Source organism: Mesorhizobium sp. ORS 3428, assembly GCF_001854785.1.
Classification (GTDB): Bacteria; Pseudomonadota; Alphaproteobacteria; order Rhizobiales; family Rhizobiaceae; genus Mesorhizobium.
The window spans coordinates 24,600-47,789 of sequence record NZ_MDFL01000001.1; the positions used below are offsets into that span (position 1 = coordinate 24,600).

The following is a 23,190-nucleotide window of genomic DNA, read 5'->3' on the forward strand; positions in this document are numbered from 1 at the left end:
CTCCTCCTATGCCACCGGCCCTGGTGCGGGCTCGATATTGACCAGGAACGCCTTGTATTCGGGCGTCTCGATATTGGCGTCGCCGACAAAGGGCGTGAGCATGTTCGGGCCGAAGCCTTTCTTCGCCGCTCCGGTGAAGCCCCAGTGCAGCGGAATGCCGACGATGTGAATGGTCTTGCCGTCGCAGGTGAGCGGCTTGATCCGCTTGGTCACCATGGCCTTCGCCACGACCGAACCGCGCTTCGACCAGACGCGCACCCAGCCGCCCCTGGTTATGCCCTTTTCGGCCGCAAGCTGTTCCGAAATCTCGACGAAGAATTCCGGCTGGATCACCGCATTGACGAGGACGTGCTTGGTCCAGAAATGGAAGTGCTCGGTCAGGCGGTACGAGGTCGCCGCATAGGGAAACTCCTTGGAAGCGGCTTCGGCAAACTGGGCCATGTCGCCGTCGAATACACGGGCGGCCGGATTGCCGCGGACTTTGGGCGCGACCGGATTGACGATCGGCGACTCGAAGGGCTCGTAGTGCGTCGGGAACGGGCCGTCGCGCATCATGCCCCGGGCAAAGAAACGCGAGACGCCTTCCGGGTTCATGATGAACGGGCCGACCTGATCGGGCTTCGCGGTCGGCGTAATATCAGGTACGTCGTAACCCGACCATTTTTGGCCGTCCCAAGCGATCACTTTGCGGCTCGGGTCCCACGGCTTTCCGGTGAGGTCGGCGGAAGCTCTGTTATAGAGGATGCGCCGGTTGGCGGGCCATGAGAACGCCCATTTCGAATAGAAGCCGGCGTCGTCCGGATCGGTCGTATCGCGCCGGGCCATGTTGTTGCCGTTCTCGTTGAAGCAGCCGGAATAGATCCAGCAGCCGCAGGCGGTGGAGCCGTCATCACGCAGCGCGGCAAACGCCGGCAGCAGCTTGCCGGGCTCGGCCAGCACCTTGGTCGGGTCGGCCGGGTCGGTCACCCTGGCGAGCGCCCTGCCGTTGATCTCCTGGGCAAGCTCCTCGGCCTTCGGATCGCCGGGATCGGCATATGGCCAGCTGAGCTTGACGATCGGATCGGGGAAGGCGCCGCCTTCCTTGGTGTAGAGCTCCTTCAGGCGCAGATAGAGCTGCGCCATGATCCACGTATCGCGCTTGGCTTCGCCCGGAGGCGTGCCGCCCGCCCAATGCCACTGCAGCCAGCGCCCGGAATTGACCAGCGAGCCGTCATCCTCGGCGAAGCAGGTCGAGGGCAGCTGGTAGACCTCGGTCTGGATCTTCGTTGGATCGACATCGTTGTACGGCCCGTGGTTCTCCCAGAACCGCGCCGTCTCCGTGTCCAGCGGATCCATGATGACGAGGAATTTGAGCTTCGAGAGGGACTCGATCAGCTTCTTCTTGTTCGGGGCCGCCTGCAGCGGGTTGAAGCCCTGGCAGAAATAGCCGTTCATCTTGCCCTGGTGCATCAGCTCGAAAGCGCGCAGCAGATCGTAGCCGGGCACGTCGAGCTTCGGCAGATAGTCGTAGGCGAAGTCGTTTTCAGGCGTTGCCGCGTTGCCCCACATCGACTTCTGGAAGCTGACAAAGAACTTCTTGTAGTTCTGCCAGTAGCTCATCTGGTTCGGCCGCAACGGCTTGAAGCCGCGGGTCGACATGTAAGCCGCCAAATCCGGCTCCTTCTGCGTCGGCAGCGTGAGATAGCCGGGCAGCAGGTTCGACATCAGCCCGAGGTCGGTCAGCCCCTGGATGTTGGAGTGGCCGCGAAGCGCGTTCATGCCGCCTCCGCGTATGCCAATATTGCCGAGAACAAGCTGCAGCATCGCCATGGCGCGGATGTTCTGCGAGCCCTTCGAATGCTGGGTCCAGCCGAGCGCATACATCGAGGTCATCGCCTTGGTCGGCGAAGAGGTCTCCGCGACCATCGCCGCCACCTTCAGGAACCGGTCCCTGGGCGTGCCGCAGATGCGCTCGACCATCTGAGGCGTGTAGATCTCCACGTGCTTCTTCAGCAGATTCCAGACGCAGCGGGAATTCGCCAATGTCTCGTCGACAACGGCGAAGCCGTCCGGACCCATGTCATAGTCCCAACTGGACTTGTCATAGTCCCGCTTTGCCTCGTTATAGCCGGAGAAGAGGCCGTCCTGATATGTGAAGCCCTCCTTGACCACATAGGCCGCGTTGGTGAAGGCCTTCACGTAGTCCCATTGCACCTTGTTGTTCTGGATGCAGTAGTTGATCAGGCCGAGCAGGAAGGCGATGTCCGTTCCCTGGCGGATCGGTGCGTAAAGATCCGACACCGAAGCCGAGCGCGTAAAGCGCGGGTCGATGACGATGAGCTTGGCGCCGCGATTGTGCTTCGCTTCCGTGACCCATTTGAAACCGCACGGATGYGCTTCGGCGGCATTGCCGCCCATGATCACAACGAGATCGGTATTCCTGATGTCGGTCCAGGAGTTGGTCATTGCGCCGCGGCCGAATGTTGGGGCGAGACTCRCCACCGTCGGGCCGTGTCAGACACGCGCCTGGTTGTCGAACACCAGCATTCCCGTGCTGCGCACCACCTTGTAGGTCGCGAACGCGGTTTCATTGGTCGAAGCCGAGGCGGCAAGGAATCCGGTGGAGATCCACCGGTTGACCGTCACGCCGTCATTGTTCCTCGCCACGAAGTTCTTGTCGCGATCATCCTTCATCAGGCGGGCGATGCGGTCGAGCGCGTCTTCCCAGCCTATCGGCTCGAACTTGTCGGACCCGGGCTTGCGGACCATCGGATGTCGCAGGCGGGTCGGAGATTTCACGAAGCCGAGYAGAGCCGATCCTTTGGGACACAAGGTGCCGCGATTGGTCGGATGGTCGGTATCGCCCTCGATATGGGTGATGTCGGCCTGCTCGCCCTTCCTAAGGTCGCCTTTCGAGTACAGGATTATGCCGCAGGCTAYCGAACAGTATGGGCAGGTGTTGCGCGTTTCGGTCGTGTTGGCGAGCTTGAAGGACCGTATCGCCGMCGCATGCGCGGCCTCGATGTCGGCGAAGCCGAAAGCCCCCAACGTCGTGCCGGCGAGACCCGCGCCTGCCGTCTGCAGGAACGCGCGCCGTGAGAGCTCAACATTCATCTGGATCTCCTCCCGAATTCCTTGCCCATAGAGGCGTCCAGAACCACGAGATACAGACGCCGTTTTGAGCCGAATTGGCGCTATGTCAGGCTGATGCAGATTTAGGGCGCGGATCAGAGTCGGCAAATGTTTCGCGTAGGAAAATACGATTGACGCTTTTCCGAAGGTGACACTACAGTATGACGTGGTGTTGGAAACGGCTCCCGCGTCGCGGGGCGATATCAYCGAAGCATCTCCGCGCCTGACCAGCCTTGCTCATGGCGGAGGTTGCGGTTGCAAGCTGGCGCCCTCCGTCCTGCAGCAGCTTCTTGCCGAGGAAACAGGCCCCAGCCTCTTCCGGCAACTCCTTGTCGGCACCGAAACTGGCGATGATGCTGCCGTCTGGCAGATCGACGACACAACCTGCGTGATTGCGACGACCGATTTCTTCATGCCGATGGTGGATGATCCGTACGATTTCGGCCGGATCGCCGCGGCCAACGCACTCTCCGACGTCTACGCAATGGGCGGGCGTCCGATCATGGCCCTGGCCATCCTTGGAATRCCCATCGAGAAGCTGCCGACGCCCATTGTGCGGGAAATCCTGAAGGGCGGCCACGACATCTGTGCCGCGGCCGGAATACCGGTCGCGGGGGGCCATTCGATCGACTCGCCGGAACCGATCTACGGGCTTGCAGTGATCGGCACCTGCCGGCCGGAGGACATCCGGCGCAATTCTGGAGCCAGGCCGGGCGATGCCTTGATCCTGACCAAGGGGCTTGGTGTCGGGATCTATTCCGCGGCCATCAAAAGGCAGGCGCTGTCGCCTGGCGGCTATCAAGAGATGATTGCGTCAACGACCCTTCTCAACCGGATCGGGTCGGAGCTCTCCAGGGACCCAAATGTGCACTCGGTCACCGACGTAACCGGCTTTGGCCTGCTCGGACACGCCCTTGAGATGGCGCGCGGCTCCGCCTGCGGACTCGTGATCCGCGACCATGACGTGCCGGTCTTTGCAGAGGCCGCATCGCTTGCGGAACAAGGCTACGTCACCGGCGCATCGCGTCGCAACTGGGCGAGCTACGGCGATGCGGTGCGACTGCATGAAGGCATGCCCGAGTGGCGGCGCCATCTTCTCACCGACCCGCAGACTTCCGGCGGCCTGCTTATTGCCTGCGAGCGCGGCCACGCCGGCGCACTGGCCGAGACAATCGTCGCAAACGGCTATCCGTCGGCGAGAGTGATCGGATGTGTCGACCGCGGCCGACCTGCCGTGACGATCGAGGAATGAGCGTCAAAGAACTTTGATCCGAGCGGATTTCGGAAGGGGCGGTAGGCACCGTTGGCGCTCGGGACGATAGGCGGGAGTCCCCTTAAGGGCTTTGGGCGGAACCTATCGCTGACCGGCAGGTTTTTCGCACTCAGAAGGAGAAACGGCCATGGCTAAGTGCGACCAGTGCGGCAATGACTACGACAAGGCATTCCAAGTGAGCCTTGGCGGGCAAACCTACACGTTTGACAGCTTCGAGTGTGCGATCCAGAAGCTTGCTCCGACGTGTCCTCATTGCAGGGTACGGATCGTGGGGCACGGGGTCGAGCAGGGCGACGTCATCTATTGCTGCGCGCATTGCGCCGAGCAGGAAGGGGCCAACGCGCTGACCGATCGCGCGCCTTGACACGCGATCCTTGCGCGTTTTCCGGAGGTCCGCGCGGGAACCCTTCCAGAGAGATAACCGGAGTGGGTCTGTATCCGGGCGCGGTCGCTGCCAGATCTAACTACGCCGCCTGAACAATCTCGACCAGTTCAACGTCGAACTCCAGGTCCTTCCCGGCCAACGGATGATTGCCGTCTAGCTTGACGCTGGCGTCGTCTGCGGCCACGACTGTTACTTGCACGGCACGCCCTTCGGGGGTGCGAGCCTGCAATTGGGTGCCGATCTCGACATTGACGTTTTCCGGCACACTGGCGCGGTCGATGGTCACCACCGCTTCGGGGCGATGCGGGCCATAGGCTGCGTCGGCGGGGACGGTGACGGTGCTTTTCGTGCCGACCTCCATGCCCTCGACTTGGCTTTCGAGACCGGGGATTACCTGTCCTTCACCCAGTGTAAATTGCAGCGGCTCGTTGCCGGAAGAATCGAATTGAGTGCCGTCGGCCAGACGTCCCGTATAGTTGATGCGTACTGTGTCGCCATTCTTGGCCTGTGTCATAGCAGCCATCCTTTTGGGGGTTTTGTGGGACCGGCCTAGAGCTCACGGTCCCGTTCTCGATCATCCACGCACGAAAATKCGCGGCGCGATACCCTAAAACTAGGTGCCCGGCTGCCGATGTAAAGTGCTGGAGCTGCCAAGAGATTTCCATTGTCTATCGCAGACCACAAACCATTTGCCGAATCCTTCGCAACGTGCCTGAAGGTGCGTCAGGGGCTGCGCCCGATCGGGCCTTCATGAAACTTGTTGCGGACGTTTCGAGCGAATGGGTGCAAACCGGACATTGATCGGGCCATGCGACGGCGACATGCTTGGCTGATGCGTTTGGCGTTTGCCTTCTAGCCGCAACGCATTCGGTCATTTGACGCTACCCCGCTTTGCCGAAATCGCTGCATTGCGCTAGCCTGCAAACATGCGCAGTCGCTGATAGGCCATTTCGCTGAGGGGGCGAAAATTTCATGGAGATGCAGCAGGTCCGCTATTTCCTGGCCCTGTCCAACACGTTGAACTTCACCCGCGCGGCGGAGGAATGCAACGTGACCCAGCCCGCGCTGACCCGGGCCATCAAGACGCTTGAAGAGGAACTCGGCGGGGAGCTCCTTCGACGCGAGCGCCAGCACTCGCACCTCACCGAACTCGGGCGGCGCATGCTGCCTCTGCTGCAGCAGTGCTACGACGCGGCCATATCCGCCAAGTCGCTCGCCAAGGCGGTGCAAAGCAGCGACGTCGCGCCGCTCAACATCACCATTTCCAACAGCATCAATATCGCACTGCTGGTTTCGCCGTTTACGGAGCTGTTCCGCGCCTATCCCGGCGTGCATCTCAAGATCAATCGCGGGTCGCCTGCCGCCGTGCTGGACGCGCTCAAGAATGGCGACGTCGAATTGGCCGTCGCCGGCCCGTTGGGGCAGGCTTGGGATCGCCTCGACATGTGGCCGCTCTTCCAGGAAGGGATCGAACTCGCCGTGAATTCCGATCATCCGCTGGCCCGCCGCAACGAGGCCGATGTCGCGTTGGCCCAGCTTGCCTCGGAACCAGTGCTCAGCCGGATCGATTGGGAGACGAGCGAAGWCCTGTCGCGCTGTCTTTCCGCAAAGGGCTATTCACCTCGAACCGCGCACGAAGTCGAGAYCGACCAGGATCTGCTGGCATTGCTGGAAGCCAACGCAGGGATCGGCTTTGTCTCGATTACGGCGCCGCGATCCCCGAACACCCGCCGGCTCAAGCTTCGTGATCTCGACGTCTCGCGGACCGTTTCCATCTACGCGGTTGCCGGCAGGCAGCGTTCACCCGTCGCCACGACGCTGCTCAACCTGTTGAGGTCGACCGACTGGTCGTCCTTCGGCGTCAGCGAGCCCGCCTGAGCGCCGCGACCAGGTCGTCAATTTCCATTCGCCGCCGATAGTCCGGATCGAYGAAGCGCTCCGTGATGATCCCATCCGTTCCGACGATGAAAGTCGCGGGAATAGGCAGGAACCAGCTGGCATTGCCCTGGTAGCTAGGGAGGTCGAGCCCGAGGCCCATCAGCCGTTCCATCTCGRCGCCAACCCAGATCGCAAGATTGAGGGACAGGGCATAGCCGTTATCCATGTCGATCAGGAATGGAAACCTCGCGCCGACCGCGGCCTTCATGGCTTTCGCGAATTTGCGCCGCTCCGGCATGATCACGACAACCTGACCACCGAACGTCGCAATTTCCTGCTGGGCCTCGACGAGGCCAACCGCATTCATGCGGCAATAGGGGCACCAATGCCCGCGCTGAAAGGTGATAGCGGCGGGCCCCCGCGCAAGGATCTCGGCCAGGCTGACCAGCTTGCCCTCGTCATCAGGCAGCAGGAAGCCCGGCAGGGCGTCGCCTGGAACGGGTGCCATGGCTCCGGCCCCCTGGCTCTCCAGGCGATCCACCAGTCGGTCTACGGCGTCGGCGAATTCGGCGTTCAGACGTCGGACCGCTGCGGCAATCACCGCCAGCCGTTCGTTGAGAGGCGCATCTAGTTCGATGGCGGCCTGGACGGATTGTTCCAATGTCATTGCCTGGTCGTCGGCGGCCATTTCTCAACTTTCACATGTCGCCCACAGCCTACCACTGAAGCCCCTCGGCCATTACCATGTTTTTCCTGCATGGTTTCGATGCCCTACATGCATCGAGGCATGCCAGGTTCATGTTCTATTCGCCGCCTCGGATCCACGCGTTACATCATGTTCCTGATGTCCRCAGAAAAAGTCGGGAACCCGTAGACCATCTCGGACAGCCCTCGCGCCGGAATGCCGTGTTTCATGGCAAGCGCGAAGATGTGGATCAGCTCCTCGCCGCCATGCCCCACCAAGTGCGCTCCGACGATCCGATCCGTCGGCTCCTCGACAATGATCTTCGCCCATGCGATCGCCTCGGCATAGGTCCTGGCGGATAGCCAGCCTTGCATGTCGTTCACGTGGACCTTGGCGCGAACACCCAGTTCTCTCGCCCTGGCTTCGGTCAGCCCGACGCTTGCCATAGCCGGAATGCTGTAGAGACACGCCGGGATATGACTGTAGTCGGGCCGATGCTTCGGTCCGTCGACGATGTTGCGGCCGACGATCCCGCCCTCATAGGTCGCCACAGGCGACAGCTGCGGCGAGTTCCACACCGCATCGCCGCAGACATAGACATCGGGATTGGAACGCGAGCGCAGGTGATCGTCGATTTCGATTCGGCCTTCGCGATGCACGACGACACCGGCACCCAGATCGAGGCCTTCGACATTGGCGACGCGACCGGCGCAGTTGACGACCCGATCCGCGTCCACCACGGATTCGACGCCGTCCTTCGCAAAATTCACCCGCAGTCGTCCGTCGGCCTTGTCGATCCTCTTGACCCAAGCTGTGGTATGGATGCTGATGCCTAGCCGCTCGCTCTCGCCACGAAGCTGAGCAACGGCATCCTCATCGAAGCCTCCAAGCAACTGCGGCAGCGCCTCGAGGATCGTGACGTCGACGCCGGCACGCGCATAGACATGCCCCAACTCGAAGGCGATGACGCCGCCGCCGATGAAGACCACGGCGCGCGGCAGTTCAGAATCGTTCAGAACATCGTCGGATGTCGTGAGATGCTCGGCTCCCGGGAACGGCAGCGAACGCGGCTTCGAGCCGGTCGCAATGACGATATTCTTGGCTACCAGTTCCCGGCGTCCAACGCGAACTRCATTGCTGCCGACGAATGCGGCTTCGCCGGAAATGACTTCGACGCCTCGCGTTGCCATCAATGCGGACAGCCGGGACGGAATGTCGCTGATCAATTCCTTTTCCCGCTCGATCAGTGCCCCCCAATCGAGCYTCGGTCTGTCGACCCTGATCGCATGCCTGCCGGCTCTTTCGATCTCATCGAGCGCATGAGCCGCCGCGACCAGGACCTTCTTCGGGGTGCAGCCGCGATTGGGACAGGTGCCGCCGAGATCGCGGGCCTCTATCATGGCAACGGAAAGGCCGGCCGCGCGCGTCGCGACGGTAACCCCCATCCCGGCATTGCCGCCGCCAAGGATCACGACATCATACTTTTCCATCGCAGCGCCTCCGCGCCAAGCGCGTCGCGTCGATCGGATTCGATCGACGTGCTTTAAGTCTTTGTTTTTGATGCATGTCGTTTTCCCAAAACCGCTGCACAGCTTTGCGCGACATGCATTAGTGAAGCTTGATCCGGGGTCTGGCACGCCTGCCTACCAACTCGCCGATCGAGGCCAGCGCCGTCCTGGCGACGCCGTGCACTGCTTTGAGGTGCAACTTGTACAGCGAACGGTAGGCAAGCCTTGCAAGCAGGCCCTCAATCTTCAGCCCGCCAATCAGGCTGCCGAACGCACCGTAGTCGGCGAGCGAGACGAGGGAGCCGTAGTCGCGGTAGCGGAATGCCGGCGCGGCCCGACCCGCGAGGCGCGCCGCAACCACCTTCACCAGGTGGTCGGCCTGTTGATGAGCTGTCTGGGCGCGCGGCGGCAAGGCGTTGTCCTCGCCTGGCAAGACGCAGCTCGCGCAGTCTCCGATCGCGAACACATTCTCGTCCCCGACGGCGCGCAAGGTCTCGTCGACGATCAGGCGGTTGATGCGGTCGGTGGCGAGGCCATCGAAGTTTTTCAGGAAATCCGGCGCCTTGATCCCGGCGGCCCAGACCACGAGCTCGGCCGGCACGAACAGGTTTTCGCCGAGCCTGATGCCATCTTCCGTCACTTCGGTGACGCTGATGCCGCATCGAATCTGCACACCGAGCTTGATCAGCAAGCGTGCCGAAGCGTGCGCCATATGCTCGGGAAGAGCCGGCAGGATACGCGGTCCGGCCTCGACGATGGTGATGCGGATCAATCTCTCGAAATCGACGTTGTCGAGATTGTGCGAGGCAATTTCCCGCATCGATTTGTGCAGTTCGGCGGCAAGCTCGACACCGGTGGCTCCGGCGCCGACGATGACGCAATGGAGCTGCCCGGGCGAGAGCTGTTCGTATTGCGCGTTGGCGCGCAGGCAGGCGTCGATCATGCGCTTGTTGAAGCGGGCGGCCTGTTCCGCCGTATCGAGCGAGATGGCGTGACGAGCCGCGCCGGGCGTGCCGAAATCGTTGCTGACGCTGCCCACGGCCATGACAAGCGTGTCGTAGCCCAGCACACGCGGCGGAATGATCTGCCTGCCGTCGTCATCGAAGCTGGGCGCGACAARGATCTGGCGTTTTGCACGGTCGATGCCGACGACCTCGCCGATGCGGTATCGGTAATGGTGTCGGCTGGCATGGGCAATGTATTCCACTGCGTCATGCGACGTGCTCAGCGCGCCGGATGCCACCTCATGCAGCAGCGGCTTCCAGATGTGGGTGCGATTGCGGTCGACCAGGGTGACGGAAAGCCGCCCTTTGCCGAACTTGCGGCCGAGGCGCGTCGCAAGCTCCAGTCCTCCCGCGCCGCCGCCGACAATGACCACGCGGTGCAGCGATCTGTCCCGGTGCGAGGGTGTCTCGGGGATGGTGCGGAAAAGTGCTGCGTCGTCGGCAAGCACTGCTTCCGGAATGAGCCGCATGCCTGGAGTCATGATCTGCATCGGACTTCTCCGTTCCTTCCCGCGCGGCGTTCACTCTTGGGATTCGTGGATGACGATGCCTTGCAGCATGTCGACTTCGCACTCCCACGGCTTGTCCGCGAGAACGCGCTGCCCATGTTCGTAGCCCGCCCGCCAGCGGGTGCGGATACCGGCGCTGGTGAAGTCGATGTCCTTGGTGTGATCCTCGCCGTCCAGGCGCGGCGACAGCAGCCGGACAAGGTGCATGACCGAGGGGCAGCCGTAGGAGGCAAGTTCCTTGAACATCGGATCGTCRCGCCGTTCCTCCGGGACCAGTTTTCCCATTTCGCGCACGACATGGCGAAGCCGATGCAGTTGCTCCTGGCGGGCAACGTGGCTTTTGCCGCGGCTGGCATACTGAAGATCCTTCTGCCGCCCCATGACCTGCCAGATCGATTTCGGCTCAATGCCGCGGGGCTGCCACATGTTGACCGCGAAGATCAGCGCATCGCGGCGTGGCCGCGCGTCGAGCACGACCTCAGTCGGGGTGTTGGAATAGATACCGCCGTCCCAGTAGGGCTCCCCGTCGATGCAAATCGCCGGGAAGGCGGGCGGCAATGCGCCCGACGCCATGATGTGCGCCGCCGACAGCGGCATCTGGGCGCTGTCGAAATATTTGAGTTCACTGGTGTTGACGTTGACCGCGCCGACCGTCAGTCGCGTATGGCGCCGGTTGAGATAGTCGAAGTCGATCAGGTCGCCGAGGGTCCTCTTCAACGGATCGGTGGAATAGTAGGAAGCGTTTTCGACGCCCACTTCGCGGTTGATCCCGAACAGAGCGCTCGGATTGGGCTCGAAGAATCCCGGTATGCCTCGCATCAGCGTGGTTGCGTTGGCGAAGATGTTGCTTGGGACCATCATGCGAAAGAACTCGTCAACCGGACTGCTCCGGCTGACGCCATCCCAGAACTGCCGCAGTCTGGGCAGGCGGTCCTGCGGTTCGTTTCCGGCAATCAGCGCGGCGTTGATGGCGCCGATCGAGGTACCAATGACCCAGTCCGGGTCGATCCCGCCTTCGACAAGCGCCTGATAGACGCCTGCCTGATAGGCTCCAAGGGCTCCTCCGCCCTGCAGAACCAGGACGGTCTGGCGCTGGGAAGAAGCAGCGGCCGCTGGCCCGGCATCCGTCACGGGCGCAGACTTCGAGGGATTTCGAATGACATTGTTCATGGCGTGGTCGTTCCTCGTTGCCGGCTTCTAGTGAGCAGTCCAGCCGCCTTCGATCGGCATGATGGCGCCGGTGATCGAGGCCGCGTCGTCCGACGCCAGGAAAAGGCAAAGCGCGGCAACCTGCTCCACGGTCACGAACTGCTTGGTCGGCTGGGCGGCCAGGAGCACATCCTTGATCACCTGCTCTTCGCTGATCCCGCGGGCCCTGGCCGTGTCGGGTATCTGCTTCTCGACCAGCGGAGTGAGAACGTAGCCGGGACAAACGGCGTTGACCGTTATGCCCTGTTCGGCGACTTCGAGCGCGACGGTCTTGGTCAGGCCGGCCATGCCATGCTTGGCGGCRACATAGGCGGATTTGTACGGCGAGGCGACAAGTGCGTGGGCGGACGCGACATTGATGATGCGRCCCCATTTGCGCGCCTTCATTGTCTGCAGAGCACGCCGGATCGTGTAGAACGAGGAAACGAGGTCGATCGCCACGATCGCTTCCCACTTTTCGATCGGGAAGTCGTCGATCGGCGCCACGTGCTGGATGCCGGCGTTGTTCACGAGGATGTCGACCGCGCCGAATTCGGCGATGGCCTTGTCCATCATGGCGGTGATCGCCTCGCCCTTGCTCATGTCGGCATTGTCGTAGCGGACCGTCACACCGTGCTCGGCGGCGAGTCTCGATCGAAGCAGCTCGATCTCGGCGGCATCGCCGAAACCGTTAAGAACGACGTTGCAGCCTTTGGCGGCGAAAGCTTCGGCGATGCCTTGCCCGATACCGCTGGTCGAACCTGTGATGAGAGCCGTTTTTCCTGTGAGCATCATCGTTTCCTTCTGTCGAAGCTGGGGCCTAGTGACCCCGCCGCCGGTTGYGGACGACGGGCAGCACGCCAGCCGTTCGCAGTTCTCGCGATCAGTATGGCTAGCCTCTCGAAGCCGCGGAAATGCCGTTGAGACATGGATTCGATAGCTGGCGGTCTGACAGATCTGGCCACGACGGCTGAGCAGGCTGGGTTGTTTGACCTTGGGGCAGCTAGTAAGATCGCCCAACAAACGCGGGTTGTGCGCCGCGCATGTTCCCGGGGAAGCATGCAGTGGAGATCAGCCAGGTCAGATATTTCTTGGCCGTTGCCAAGGAGCTGAATTTCACCAGAGCGGCCGAGCAGTGCAACGTCACGCAGCCGGCACTTTCGCGCGCAATCAAGCTGCTGGAGGATGAGTTCGGCGGGGCGCTCTTCCACCGTGAGCGCCGCTTCACCCATCTYACCGAACTCGGCCGCATGGTCGAGACATATCTCGAGGGTGTTTTCGAGAACTCCCGGCAGGCAAAGCAGATTGCCGAGCAATATGTGAATTTGAAAAGGATGCCGCTCAGGCTCGGCATCATGAGCACGATCGCTCCGGACGAAATCATCGAGCTGATCGCGGCTGTCCGAGCACATCACCCCGGCGTGGAACTTCACCTTTGCGATTCAGACGCGTCAAGCCTCAGGCGAAGGCTGCTGGAAGGCGATCTCGAGGCCGCCATCTATGCGTTGCCGTCCGACGTTCCCGACGAGGAGGTGCATTCCCTGCCGTTGTTTCGCGAGCAGATGGTGATGGCGGTCAACCTCGCTCATCGGCTTGCCAATCAGCGGGTCGTGCGGGTGAAGGACATGAGCAATGAAAGCTACATTCACCGCAACAACTGCGAATTTGCGGGCTATGCGGATGCCATCCTCGCCGAACAGGGCGTTACCGTCAGCCCCGTCTACTGGAGCGACCGGGACGACTGGACACTCGCCATGATCGCTGCCGGGCTTGGTTTCGGCTTCATGCCCGAGCACACCGCCAAGCACCCAGGCGTTGTGGCCCTGCCGATCACAGACCCGGAATTCTGGCGTGACGTCAATCTCGTCACGGTGCGCGGCCGCAGGCATTCGCCGGCGGTCGGCGCACTGGTGCGCGAAGYCACGCAGAAGAAGTGGTTCGGCGAGCGGGCAAAGGCGCTGTCCGCCGCCGAGTGACGTCGCTGCGCGAGATCAGCACTCTCACAGCGCCCGAATGATTTCAGGCACATGGCGCTGATCAGTTTTTCTTGATCGACGACGTTACGGACTGGATGACCTCGGTCRCCATCTTGAATTGCGCGCCGCGATCGGTGATGCCGTGCCGCTTCGCAATCCAGTCGAAATCGGTGTAGGCAGCGTAAACCGCGCCGTCTCCAGCCTGGTAGACCAGCACGCGCACCGGCCAGTCCAGGCCGGCCTCGGGATTTGAGGTGATGAAGGTCGTGCCGAGCGCCGGATTGCCGAACATCACCAGGCGCGACGGCCGGACGTCGTTGCCGGCGTTCTTGCCGAGCTTGGCCTGGTCGATCACGCCGAAGAACTTGATGCCCTTCTTCAGCACGTCCTTCTTGATGCGGGCGACAGTCTCGGCGACGGAGTAGTCGCTCTTCACTGTGACGACGCCGTCCGAGGCTGCTGTGGGTAGAACGATCGCCATCAGCATGGCGGCACCGGCAATCATGGTTTTCAGGTAGATGGTCATCTCAGTCTCCGTGGGTTGCTGGGTTTGGTTAGTGCTTTGAGATTGCTGCGGATCTCGCCGGAGCGGATCATCCAGCGGTCGCTCGTCCTTCGATCGTCATGCGGTCGGGGTCTTCAGCGCTCGCGCTGCCACGATCGCGGCCACGAGAACCACGGCGAGCGCGGCCACGCATGCCGTCCAGCCGATCCGATCGTAGATCTGTCCGATGACGAAGCTGCCGGCGAGYCCGCCCGCATAGTAGGACGCGAGATAGATCCCGCTTGCCGCGGCGCGGTCGCGCGATGCCGTCCGGCTTACATGCCCGGTGGCGATCGCCTGCGCCAGGAAGGTACCGATCGCGACCAGCGTCATTCCGGCGAGAACGATGGGAAGGCTGGACGTGAGCAGCAGAAGCAGACCGACGATCGCCAGCCCGAGCGTCGCACCGATCCCTGCCTTCGGGCCGAGACCCGCCGCGACGCGCCCGGCAAGCGGAGTGGTCAGCATCGACGGCAGGAAGACGAAATAGACCGCGCCCAAGGCCATCGGCGTYAGCGACAGAGGCGCCGCAACCAGCTGGAAGTTCACATAGGTGAAGGTGCCGATGAAGACGAACAGGATTAGGAAGCCGATGCCGAAGCAGGCGCGCAGTTCGGAATTCAGCAAAGGGCCTTTCCAGGCGCTGCGAGGATGGYTGCCGTCGGCGCTGGCGCGCATCATTCCTGAGGTCTTTTGCAGCGTCGCCCAGACAAGCGCTGCGCCGATCAGGTTGAGGGCAGCGAAAGTCAGGAAATTCGTGGAGATGCCGAACGTGTCGGCGACCGCGGCCGACATAAGCCGGCCGAAGAAGTTGCTCGCGACATTGCCCGTGACGTAGGCGGCAAGCGCGCCTGTTGCTTGCCGTGACGAGAAATGCTCGGCGAGATAGGCCATGGTCAGCGTGAAGGCGGTCGACATGCACAGGCCTTGCGCCACGCGCAGCAGGGCGAAGACGACAATGCTGTCTGTCTGCGACAACAGCGTCGTCGGGACAGCGAGCGCCACGAGGCTCATCCAGATGCCGTTGCGGCGATCGAGCCCTTGCCCGAAAAGCGCGACAGCCACTCCGGCCAGCGCCATGCCGAACGTGCTGGCGTTGACGGCAAATCCCATGGTCGCACGGCTGACGCCGAACCTTGTCACCAGCGAAGGCAGAATGGCCTGGGTGGTGAAGAGGTCGACAAGCGTTAGAAATGCGATCACCGCAATGATGCCGAAGCGCCAGCCRTCTGCGGCTGCCATGCGCAGCCTTGTCGCTTCGGTGTGTTCGGTCGTCGTCATGGCAGCACTCCGTTGCGCCACGTCCCCAGGCGATCGCCCGAGGACGCGCTTTCGATTGCAGTCGGGAAGAGTTCGCCCAAGGCGAGGATCACATCATGTGATCGTTGTGCATCGCAGGCGGCAGGATGTCGGCGGAATAGAGCACGGCCGGAACCTTGCCGTTGTTCTTCCACCAATGGGCGAGATGACCGAACTCGGCGGTCACGTCGCCGGCCGGATGCTCGATGCCGACCTTGCAGGTGCTGGCATATTCGGTGATCGAGCCTTCGACGACGATGATGTTGGCGGGACGAACATTGTGCTCATGCCACGGCACGACGCCGCCGGGCTGAACGACAAGCTTGCGCAGGCGCAGCATATTGCCTTTCCAGGCTTCGCCCTTGCTGCTGAGATCGATTGCCGAGAGGACCGTGTCGGTCACGCCGACCGGCTTGCTCGGATGCTCCTGGATGTCCGTGGTGGCGGCCTGGCCGGCGGGGCAATCGCCGGCAAAAGCCGGGGCCGCGGAAAACGCGGCGGTCGCGGAAAGCAACCCAAGCGCAAAGGCAAGGTTGAGTTTCTTGGTAGCCATCTCGTATTTCTCCTTTGTCGGTGCCCAATCGCGGGAGGCGGGGCATGACAGGAAGAGTGGCGGGAGCCTCGAAGAAAGAGAAATGCTGACTGGCTCTTGAATCGATACCTGAAAACTATCGTCGATCACCTCACGAGCGTAAGCATACGTGCCGCGAAAGATATAGCGGTCCGGACTATTTCTTCGAATTTCTATGCGGCGGTTTTCCTGACCGACAGGTCGATGCCGCTTTCCGGCCAGCTATGTGCCCTGACGCTGTTCACAAACGTCGAAGTCGCCGGCGAGAACCGGCGCCCCGCGACGACGACCAGCGAGACTTCGCGCCAAACTTCAGGATCGATCACGGGCCTGATCTGCAGGCCCGGGATAACGGCGCTGAATTCCGGAATGAAGCAAATCCCGAGGCCGCCGGAAACCATGTTCTGGATCCAGTCCTCGCGTTCGCTGGCGTAGGAAATCCTGAGCTTAACGCCACGTTCGCTGCAGAGGCCGGCAAGGTAATCGCGATACTCGCAATTCAGCCGCCTGAGATAATTCTCGCCGTCGAGTTCGGATATGGCGACGTTGTCATTGCGGGCCAGGCGATGGCCATTCGGAAAGGCGAGGACGAAGCGCTCGCGATAAAGCGGCGTGACATCGAACCGCTCGGGGAAACTGTCGCTGGATGCCATGATGGCAACGTCGATTTCACCGGCTTCCAGCAATTGCGAAAGAGAGGCGGGCACGCCTTCCACCAGTTGCAACTGGATGCCCTGCTGGCGCCTGTTGAAGTCCGCCAACAGGCCGGTGAACCGGCGCGGACCAATGGTGCACATAACCCCGACCTTGAGATTGGCGTTTTCCAGGCACAGGAACCTCGATGCCTCCTGCCGGACGCCGGTCACCTCATCGAGGATCTGCTGAAACCGCGGCCGGAGCAAAGCACCCAGATCCGTGAGGTGGGTCAGGTTCCGTTCCCGGCGGAACAGCAAGCCGCCGACCTCATCCTCCAACTGCTGGATCGCCCGAGACAGCGCAGGCTGGGTGACGTTGCACTTCTCGCCCGCGCGCGTGAAATTGCGTGTCTCGCAGACGGCCAGGAAATAGCGGATGTGATGAATGTCCATGCGGGTCGTCCCTCCACTGCAGAGATGCAAGCTCAGGTTCGAACCCTGCCGCAAAGCATTCCATCAGGCCAATGCAGGGGGGCTATAAAGTCGATAGCGTTTCGTCATGATAGATGGCGGGCCAAGAGACCCGCCATCGAAGTGTCCGGTAGTTGGTCGCCGTCCGGGAGTATCAGCTGTGGTGGCCGAGGGCGAAGAGCTGGGCGCAGAACTGAGCGTGCGGCTTGCTCATGGCAGCGTCGTTRCATTCCTTCATCATCGCGTCCTGCGTGGTCTTCGGCGTGRCTTTCCACGCGACCTCGAAATCGGCGCTCGACTTCATCGTCTGCATGCCGGCATCGGTGAAGAAGGGCTGCATGTTGGACGGCTCGTCGAGCGCGCCGGCGAAGGCGACGCCGCCAAGAACGGAAAGTGCAAAAGCGCCGAGGCAGATAGCTTTGATATTCATGTAAAGTCCTTCTCTGGTTAGGCAGTCGTCCTATCGACAACCGTGTCGATGATCGGCAGCAATTCAGAATTATCGTGTTCCTCATTGCTGGCTGGACTGTGCTGCAGTCCAAGGTCAACTGACCAATGCCATCTGCGTATGGAGTTTATGCCGGTTCTGCATTCCGTTGGGTGATGGCGGCACTCTCTGTTCTCGTTGCCGGTTCCAGGCCGCCGCCGGCGTGACCGGCTCACCCGCGCCGCGCATCGCTTGGTATGACGGGGAAAACATGCGGCGCACGGGCGAGGGCAGCCAATGCAATCTGCCTATGGACTTCATGCCAGCTTGGYATTTCGCCGGAAGAAAAAGTTGCGGCAGTCTCTCCATCAGTCGCCCCGGCGACGATTTGGGATGGAGACCAGGAAGATGCACGTCCAGTCCGGAACCAGAACTCAGCAGGCTATCTTCGCCGAGGCCAATTCTCGAGCCGAACACCGCCGCCCTGTCGACATCGTCCTTGCAAGCGATGCGCACGGCGCCTTCATCTGGGGCGTGCTCGACCGCATGCTGGACGAGCCGAGTTTCACTTTGAGCGCCATTACCGCCTCCGGATTCGGAGCGGTGGAAGCAGCGGTCCTTGCCTATGGCCTGGCCTTGGGCGGACGGCGCGGCGCACGAATGGCGCTCACCAATTTCTGGCGACGCGTCAGCCACGCCTCAATGTCAGACATCGACAGGGGCAATCTGCTTCGATCGATACTCGAACAGTCGATCGACATCGAGCAGATCCGCGACAGGAGTTCCGCGGTGAAACTCAGTGTCCTTGCTGCCAATGCCCTCACGGATGCCGTGAAGATTTTCACGAGCGACCAATTGTCGATCGAGGCGATCGTGGCAGCGGCCACCGTCCCGTTCCTCTCTGCGCCCGTGGAGATCGACGGCGATCTCTATTGGGGCGATGGCGATGTTGCGGAATTGCCGGTTGCCCCGTCAGCCGAAACTCGACATCGTCTGGTCATCGCCGGCAAGCCGTTGCTGTTCATGGCGCCGTGTCCGAATGGCAATGGCACCGCTGAGCGCTGCGCGATCAAGTGCGCTCCGGTTCACACCATCTTCGACAATCAGCACCGAACCGGAGCAACGCTTTTGCTGAGGCCCTGGATCGACTGGGGCGAACTGACCGACATACGGGATAGGGGACGGCGGCGTGCGGAAGAGTGGCTTGCGGCCGATCTTCTCGGCATTGACGAAGCCCCGGCCATCCACTGCCAAAACCAATACTTCTAGGCGCTTTCCTCCCGCCTAGCCGCGCCTGCTTCGCCCGCTCCCGAGTGCAGGCGCCAAGCCCTCCGGTCCCCCGCCGGAGGGCTTTTTCGTATCGGCCTCGGGGACATAGTAGCTGCGTATCAATTCCATGCCGAGACAGCATTTCAGCTCGCCATCGCGATCGGAGAGACTGGTTTCAGACGGGCCTCGAGGCCGGTCTTTCTCTCGAAACGCCAACCAGGAGACACGCCTGTGATCAACACCAGGACCCTCATCGGATCGGCTCTTGYAGCCGCCACCACGCTCGCCGCCTCGGCCGCCTATAGCGGCCCGGCCGCAAAGCCCAACTATGCCTTCGAGAAGTGCTACGGCGTCGTCAAGGCTGGCCAGAACGATTGCCAGACCGCGACGCATTCCTGCGCCGGCACCGCCACCGCCGACAACCAGCCGGATTCCTGGCTCTACGTGCCGGCCGGCAGCTGCGCCAAGATTGCCGGCGGCAGCGACAAGCCGAAAGCCTAATTCAGGCGATCTCCACCTCAAGCCAACCAACCGTACGGAGCAGACCTATGTCCGCTGTGTTTCCGTCCCTCGCAATTCCCGCGTCAGCGGGCATCGGTCTTCGCTCGCCCCACATCGGCGAAATGCTGACCAGGCGACCCTCCGCAGGTTGGCTCGAAGTGCATGCCGAGAACTACATGGGGGAGGGCGTCGGCGTCGAGGCTCTGGAAAGACTGCGCGAAATCTACCCGCTGTCGGTGCATGGCGTCGGCCTGTCGCTGGGCAGCGCGCGCGGTGTGGACCGCGACCATCTGGAAAGGCTGCGAAAGGTCTGCGAGCGCTTTGAGCCCGATCTGGTCTCCGAGCATCTCGCATGGAGCGTCGCCGACGGCGCCTATCTCAACGATCTGCTGCCGCTGCGTTATGACGAAGAGGCGCTGGAGATCGTTGCCCGCAATGTCGAGACCGTGCAGGACACGCTGAAGCGGAGGGTTCTGATCGAGAACCTCTCGGCCTATCTCGCCTTTGCGGATTCCTCGATGAGCGAGGCCGAATTCCTGGCCGAGTTGGTGACGCGGACCGGCTGCGGGCTGCTTCTGGACGCCAACAATGTCCAGGTCTCGGCGCACAATCTGCAATATGACGCAAAAGCCTTCATCGATGCGCTGCCGGCGGGCGCGATCGGYGAAATCCATCTCGCCGGCCATGCCACCAACCAGGTCGGAGGCGACACGGTTCTCATCGACGACCATGGCTCGCGTGTGCCGGCGGTTGTCTGGGCCCTCTACGAGCACGCCATAAGCCGGCTCGGACCGCGCCCCACACTGATCGAATGGGATACCGACGTTCCGGTTCTCGACGTGCTGCTTGGCGAAGCGATGTGGGCCGACATGCTGACCGCCTCGATCATGTTCAATCGCAAGCGGAGCGCGGCGCCCGAAGCGCGGCCCATGCCCGTCCATAGTTCTTCGGAACGCGAGACGAAGACCAGCATGCCGGTGCTCGCCGCCTTCGCCGCTGCCAGAGCARCCAGGCCGACCGTGCCCGCGGTGCTGCAGCCGATAGAGGAGGGATATCATGCTGCCGCTTGAGCAGTTGCAGACCACCATGGCGCGGTCGGTGCTCGCCGTCCAGCCGATGATCGCCGCGGACAGGCTGACCGCAGGCAATGCGGATCCGCTGGCCCGGCTGCGCATCTATCAGAACAACACGCGCAGTTCGTTGACCGCGGTGCTGATGGCGGTCTTTCCCGTGACCGTTCGCCTCGTCGACKAGCGCTTCTTCCGGTTTGCGGCGAGCGAGTTCATCCGCCGGCACCCGCCGGTGGAGTCGCGGCTGGCGCGTTACGGAGCCGACTTCCCACGCTTCCTGAAGACGATCGACACGCTTTCCGACCTGCCTGTCGTCGCGGAGACGGCGCGGCTCGAATGGGCCATCGCTGAGGCGCTCGATGCACCTTCGCTGCCTCCCCGCAACCTTGCGGAATACGACGACACTGATCTCGGGCCTGCGCCCGATATCCTGCTGCAACCGTCCCTGAGACTGATCGTTTCGCACTGGTCGATCCTGTCCGTATGGACAGCCCATCGACAGGACGCGGTTGTCGAACAGAATTGCGCCTGGACGAGGCGCCCCGAGCGCGTGGCGTTGTGGCGAGCGGGGACAAGCGTCCGCCTTGTCCGGCTCGATCGCGCGAATTTCGCTTTCTGGCATTCCCTGAAGCACGGCCTCGGCCTGGAACACGCCACAAGCCGCGCCCTCGCGCTCGATCGGACATTCGATCTTGTGTCCGCGCTCGTGCACCTGTTCGGCGACGGGCTCGTCACCAATGTGCGGGTCGCCGCGCAACCCCACCGAAACTGATGGAGACAATCATGACCGCAATTTCAGAACGCTCCTCGTCCAACCCGGCCGGCCTTGTCGGTTTCTGCAGGCGCGCCATCAAGCTGCCCGAAGATATTCCGTTTTCACTGGTTCAGCTCGCCGCTCGCGTCGCCGTGGCGCATGTCTTCTGGCAGTCCGCACAGAGCAAGYTGGCGTCCTGGCCCGTGACGCTGCAGCTGTTCGCCAACGAATACAACCTGCCGTTCATCGATCCGTCGATCGCCGCGCCAATGGCAACGGCCGTCGAGCTGACCGGCTCGGTTCTGATTTTCTTCGGGCTGTTTTCGCGCGTTGCGGCACTGATGCTGCTCGGTGTCGTGTCCGTCATCCAGATCTTCGTTTATCCGGAAAACTGGGCAGAGCACCTGCTGTGGGCATCGTTGCTGCTGCTCGTGCTGACGCGCGGTGCCGGCGTGGTTTCCCTGGATTGCTTCTTCGAGCGAATTCTTCGCTGGGGCAACTGACGTTCGCGAGAGAATTGCTGCGGCGAGATCATACGGACCGACACGGCGGCTGCGCGGCAACACTCGGCTGAGACGCCGCACCGTTCATGCGCTGCGCCTATTCTCCCAGCGCTAATCCCAAATCGGCGCGCCGTCGCAGCCATAGACTTGCCCTGTAGCGGGGATCCCGGGTGCGGTCGTGGATCGTATCGAGGATGCGCAGAATGCGGGCAGGGCCGAGTTTGTTGCCCCACTCCAGTGGTCCATGCGGGTAGCCGAGGCCGAGCCGCACGGCGGCGTCCACATCCGCCGCCGATGCGATCTTCTGCTCGACGATTTCGCTGCCGATATTGACGATCATCGCAACGACGCGCTGGCAGACCGCGCCGCAACTGTCATTCACCAAGGTCGCATTGCGGCCGGTGCTTTTGACGAGCGCGAGGGCAGCGCTCTTGGCCATGTCCGATGTCGCCGCCGAAGCGACGAGCGTCACGTGACGGTCGAGGCCGAAGTAGGGATCGAACCCGACGCATAGCGAAGGCGGCAGGCCGAGACGGGTCACCGCGCCCGCAACGTCGCTCCCCTCGAGGCCCACGAGAATGAGCCCGTCCCGCTCCAGGGCGCGATCCGGGGGCCCGGAAACGGCGGCGCCGGTCGACGCGACCAGTTTTTGCATGTCGCCGGCGTCGTTGTCGCCGAGGACGGTGACGCGATCGGGAATGCCGGCGGCCTCGGCCGGCTGCGTCGGTTCCGGCGGAACGACTTGCCTGTCGGCGTCGTAGGCGTAGAACCCGCGACCCGTCTTGCGCCCGAGCAGGCCCGCCACCATGCGCTGGGCGGTGATGACGGAAGGGCGGTAGCGAGGGTCCTGGTAGAACTGGTTGTAGACGCTCTCCATCACCGGATGGGAGACGTCGAGCCCGGTCAGGTCCATCAATTCGAAGGGGCCCATCCTGAAGCCGGCGGCCTCGCGCAGGATCGCGTCGATCTCTCCGATCGAGGCCACACCCTCGCGCAACATCGCCAGCGCCTCCGTGCCGAAGGCGCGGCCGGCATGGTTGACGATGAAGCCGGGCGTGTCGCTGGCGACAACGGCGCGGTGGYCGAAGCGGGTCGCAAGGTCGACCAGCGCGCGCTCGACCTGCGGCGCCGTATGCGCGCCGGGGATGACCTCGACCAGCTTCATGACCGGGACGGGATTGAAGAAGTGATAGCCGGCGACACGCTCAGGTCGCTTCGCCGCCGCGGCGATCGCTGCCACCGACAAGGAGGATGTGTTGGTCGCGATGATCGCATCCGGCCCGACGATCTTTTCCAGCGCCTCGATGAGCTGACGTTTGGGCTCCAGGCGCTCGACAATGGCCTCCACGACGAGATCGCAATCGGCGAGGCGCTGGAGCTTGTCGACCGGCTTCATGCKGGCGAGCAGCCTTTCGACCGCGTCAGCGCTGATTTTGCCTGCGGCCGCCCTGGCGCGTTGCCGCGACGCGATCTGGTCGACCGCAGCATCCGCCTTTCCCGGAGCCTCATCGACAAGCAATGCTTCGATATCCGCCGCGGCGAGAACTTCCGCGATGCCGGAGCCCATCACTCCGGCACCCACGACCCCGACTTTCTTGATCCGGCTGGCGGACAATCCTCCCGCGCCCG

22 protein-coding genes are annotated in these 23,190 nt (G+C 62.6%); 9 read left to right on the forward strand and 13 right to left on the reverse strand.

Features of this window, described 5'->3' with window-relative positions:
* Positions 1–6: 6 nt before the first annotated feature.
* Entirely contained in the window at positions 7–3,093 is a 3,087-nt protein-coding gene (fdnG, locus tag ORS3428_RS00105; protein WP_083354943.1) for a formate dehydrogenase-N subunit alpha, read from the reverse strand.
* 220 nt (positions 3,094–3,313) lie between these two features.
* On the opposite strand from fdnG, the gene selD reads away from it, so the two are divergent.
* Together selD and ORS3428_RS00120 are read left to right on the forward strand one after the other, a co-directional pair.
* Positions 3,314–4,363 carry a selenide, water dikinase SelD gene (gene selD, locus ORS3428_RS00115; protein ID WP_071094027.1) on the forward strand — a complete coding sequence of 350 codons (1,050 nt, stop codon included), beginning with the start codon at positions 3,314–3,316 and terminating at the stop codon, positions 4,361–4,363.
* 148 nt (positions 4,364–4,511) lie between these two features.
* Positions 4,512–4,748, forward strand: coding sequence for a hypothetical protein (locus tag ORS3428_RS00120; protein ID WP_071093778.1), 237 nt, complete (start codon positions 4,512–4,514; stop codon positions 4,746–4,748).
* Positions 4,749–4,848: 100 nt separating this feature from the next.
* On the opposite strand, the gene ORS3428_RS00125 is transcribed toward ORS3428_RS00120, so the two are convergent.
* Positions 4,849–5,283, reverse strand: a complete 435-nt coding sequence (locus tag ORS3428_RS00125; protein WP_071093779.1) for an FKBP-type peptidyl-prolyl cis-trans isomerase — start codon at positions 5,281–5,283, stop codon at positions 4,849–4,851.
* A gap of 458 nt (positions 5,284–5,741) precedes the next feature.
* On the opposite strand from ORS3428_RS00125, the gene ORS3428_RS00130 reads away from it, so the two are divergent.
* On the forward strand, positions 5,742–6,647 hold the full coding sequence (locus ORS3428_RS00130; protein ID WP_071093780.1) for a LysR family transcriptional regulator: 906 nt from the start codon (positions 5,742–5,744) through the stop codon (positions 6,645–6,647).
* On the opposite strand, the gene ORS3428_RS00135 is transcribed toward ORS3428_RS00130, so the two are convergent.
* The 5 genes from ORS3428_RS00135 to ORS3428_RS00155 form a co-directional block, all read right to left on the reverse strand.
* Positions 6,631–7,335 carry a peroxiredoxin-like family protein gene (locus ORS3428_RS00135; RefSeq protein ID WP_071093781.1) on the reverse strand — a complete coding sequence of 235 codons (705 nt, stop codon included), beginning with the start codon at positions 7,333–7,335 and terminating at the stop codon, positions 6,631–6,633. The two genes, ORS3428_RS00130 and ORS3428_RS00135, sit on opposite strands and share 17 nt — an antisense overlap.
* A 140-nt stretch (positions 7,336–7,475) precedes the next feature.
* Entirely contained in the window at positions 7,476–8,822 is a 1,347-nt protein-coding gene (locus tag ORS3428_RS00140) for a dihydrolipoyl dehydrogenase family protein (RefSeq protein ID WP_071093782.1), read from the reverse strand.
* Between the two features lie 118 nt (positions 8,823–8,940).
* The gene (locus ORS3428_RS00145) at positions 8,941–10,335 is read right to left on the reverse strand and encodes an NAD(P)/FAD-dependent oxidoreductase (protein ID WP_244507823.1); all 1,395 of its coding nucleotides are present in this window, start codon (positions 10,333–10,335) and stop codon (positions 8,941–8,943) included.
* Positions 10,336–10,365: 30 nt separating this feature from the next.
* Positions 10,366–11,523, reverse strand: coding sequence for a patatin-like phospholipase family protein (locus tag ORS3428_RS00150; protein WP_083354944.1), 1,158 nt, complete (start codon positions 11,521–11,523; stop codon positions 10,366–10,368).
* A 27-nt stretch (positions 11,524–11,550) separates the two neighbouring features.
* On the reverse strand, positions 11,551–12,333 hold the full coding sequence (locus tag ORS3428_RS00155; protein ID WP_083354952.1) for a 3-hydroxybutyrate dehydrogenase: 783 nt from the start codon (positions 12,331–12,333) through the stop codon (positions 11,551–11,553).
* Positions 12,334–12,605: 272 nt separating this feature from the next.
* Between ORS3428_RS00155 and ORS3428_RS00160 the strand changes: the two genes are divergently transcribed.
* Positions 12,606–13,517 (forward strand): LysR family transcriptional regulator, encoded by a 912-nt coding sequence (locus ORS3428_RS00160; RefSeq protein ID WP_071094029.1) that lies wholly within the window; start codon positions 12,606–12,608, stop codon positions 13,515–13,517.
* Positions 13,518–13,578: 61 nt separating this feature from the next.
* Here ORS3428_RS00160 and ORS3428_RS00165 read toward each other — a convergent pair whose 3' ends face one another.
* The 5 genes from ORS3428_RS00165 to ORS3428_RS00185 all read right to left on the reverse strand — a co-directional run bounded on the left by ORS3428_RS00165 (position 13,579) and on the right by ORS3428_RS00185 (position 17,467).
* Entirely contained in the window at positions 13,579–14,043 is a 465-nt protein-coding gene (locus ORS3428_RS00165) for a DUF302 domain-containing protein (protein WP_071093785.1), read from the reverse strand.
* Between the two features lie 96 nt (positions 14,044–14,139).
* Positions 14,140–15,342, reverse strand: coding sequence for an MFS transporter (locus ORS3428_RS00170; protein ID WP_071093786.1), 1,203 nt, complete (start codon positions 15,340–15,342; stop codon positions 14,140–14,142).
* 88 nt (positions 15,343–15,430) lie between these two features.
* Positions 15,431–15,913 carry a cupin domain-containing protein gene (locus ORS3428_RS00175; protein ID WP_071093787.1) on the reverse strand — a complete coding sequence of 161 codons (483 nt, stop codon included), beginning with the start codon at positions 15,911–15,913 and terminating at the stop codon, positions 15,431–15,433.
* Between the two features lie 191 nt (positions 15,914–16,104).
* Positions 16,105–17,019 (reverse strand): LysR family transcriptional regulator, encoded by a 915-nt coding sequence (locus tag ORS3428_RS00180; RefSeq protein WP_071093788.1) that lies wholly within the window; start codon positions 17,017–17,019, stop codon positions 16,105–16,107.
* 172 nt (positions 17,020–17,191) lie between these two features.
* Positions 17,192–17,467, reverse strand: coding sequence for a hypothetical protein (locus ORS3428_RS00185; protein WP_071093789.1), 276 nt, complete (start codon positions 17,465–17,467; stop codon positions 17,192–17,194).
* A 405-nt stretch (positions 17,468–17,872) separates the two neighbouring features.
* Here ORS3428_RS00185 and ORS3428_RS00190 point away from each other — a divergent pair, with 405 nt between their 5' ends.
* The 5 genes from ORS3428_RS00190 (at position 17,873) to ORS3428_RS00210 (ending at position 21,561) form a co-directional block, all read left to right on the forward strand.
* The gene (locus ORS3428_RS00190; protein ID WP_131802829.1) at positions 17,873–18,733 is read left to right on the forward strand and encodes a patatin-like phospholipase family protein; all 861 of its coding nucleotides are present in this window, start codon (positions 17,873–17,875) and stop codon (positions 18,731–18,733) included.
* A 231-nt stretch (positions 18,734–18,964) separates the two neighbouring features.
* Positions 18,965–19,234 carry a BufA1 family periplasmic bufferin-type metallophore gene (locus tag ORS3428_RS00195; protein ID WP_071093791.1) on the forward strand — a complete coding sequence of 90 codons (270 nt, stop codon included), beginning with the start codon at positions 18,965–18,967 and terminating at the stop codon, positions 19,232–19,234.
* Positions 19,235–19,281: 47 nt separating this feature from the next.
* Complete coding sequence (bufB, locus tag ORS3428_RS00200; RefSeq protein ID WP_071093792.1) at positions 19,282–20,304, forward strand: MNIO family bufferin maturase; 1,023 nt, start codon at positions 19,282–19,284, stop codon at positions 20,302–20,304.
* A complete protein-coding gene (locus ORS3428_RS00205; protein WP_071093793.1) occupies positions 20,291–21,076 on the forward strand; it encodes an HvfC/BufC N-terminal domain-containing protein in 786 nt (261 codons plus the stop codon). Before bufB ends, ORS3428_RS00205 begins: the two co-directional genes overlap by 14 nt.
* Positions 21,077–21,087: 11 nt before the next feature.
* Entirely contained in the window at positions 21,088–21,561 is a 474-nt protein-coding gene (locus ORS3428_RS00210) for a DoxX family protein (RefSeq protein WP_071094030.1), read from the forward strand.
* A gap of 97 nt (positions 21,562–21,658) precedes the next feature.
* Here the strand turns inward: ORS3428_RS00210 and ORS3428_RS00215 are convergent, their stop codons facing one another.
* Positions 21,659–23,176, reverse strand: a complete 1,518-nt coding sequence (locus tag ORS3428_RS00215; RefSeq protein ID WP_071093794.1) for a 3-hydroxyacyl-CoA dehydrogenase — start codon at positions 23,174–23,176, stop codon at positions 21,659–21,661.
* Positions 23,177–23,190: the final 14 nt, after the last annotated feature.

Coding starts and splice junctions, on each gene's coding strand:
- ORS3428_RS00180 (WP_071093788.1), bottom strand. CDS start 17,019: ATGGACATTCATCACATCCGCTATTTCCTGGCCGTCTGCGAGACACGC.
- ORS3428_RS00175 (WP_071093787.1), bottom strand. CDS start 15,913: ATGGCTACCAAGAAACTCAACCTTGCCTTTGCGCTTGGGTTGCTTTCC.
- ORS3428_RS00190 (WP_131802829.1), top strand. CDS start 17,873: ATGCACGTCCAGTCCGGAACCAGAACTCAGCAGGCTATCTTCGCCGAG.
- ORS3428_RS00125 (WP_071093779.1), bottom strand. CDS start 5,283: ATGACACAGGCCAAGAATGGCGACACAGTACGCATCAACTATACGGGA.
- ORS3428_RS00120 (WP_071093778.1), top strand. CDS start 4,512: ATGGCTAAGTGCGACCAGTGCGGCAATGACTACGACAAGGCATTCCAA.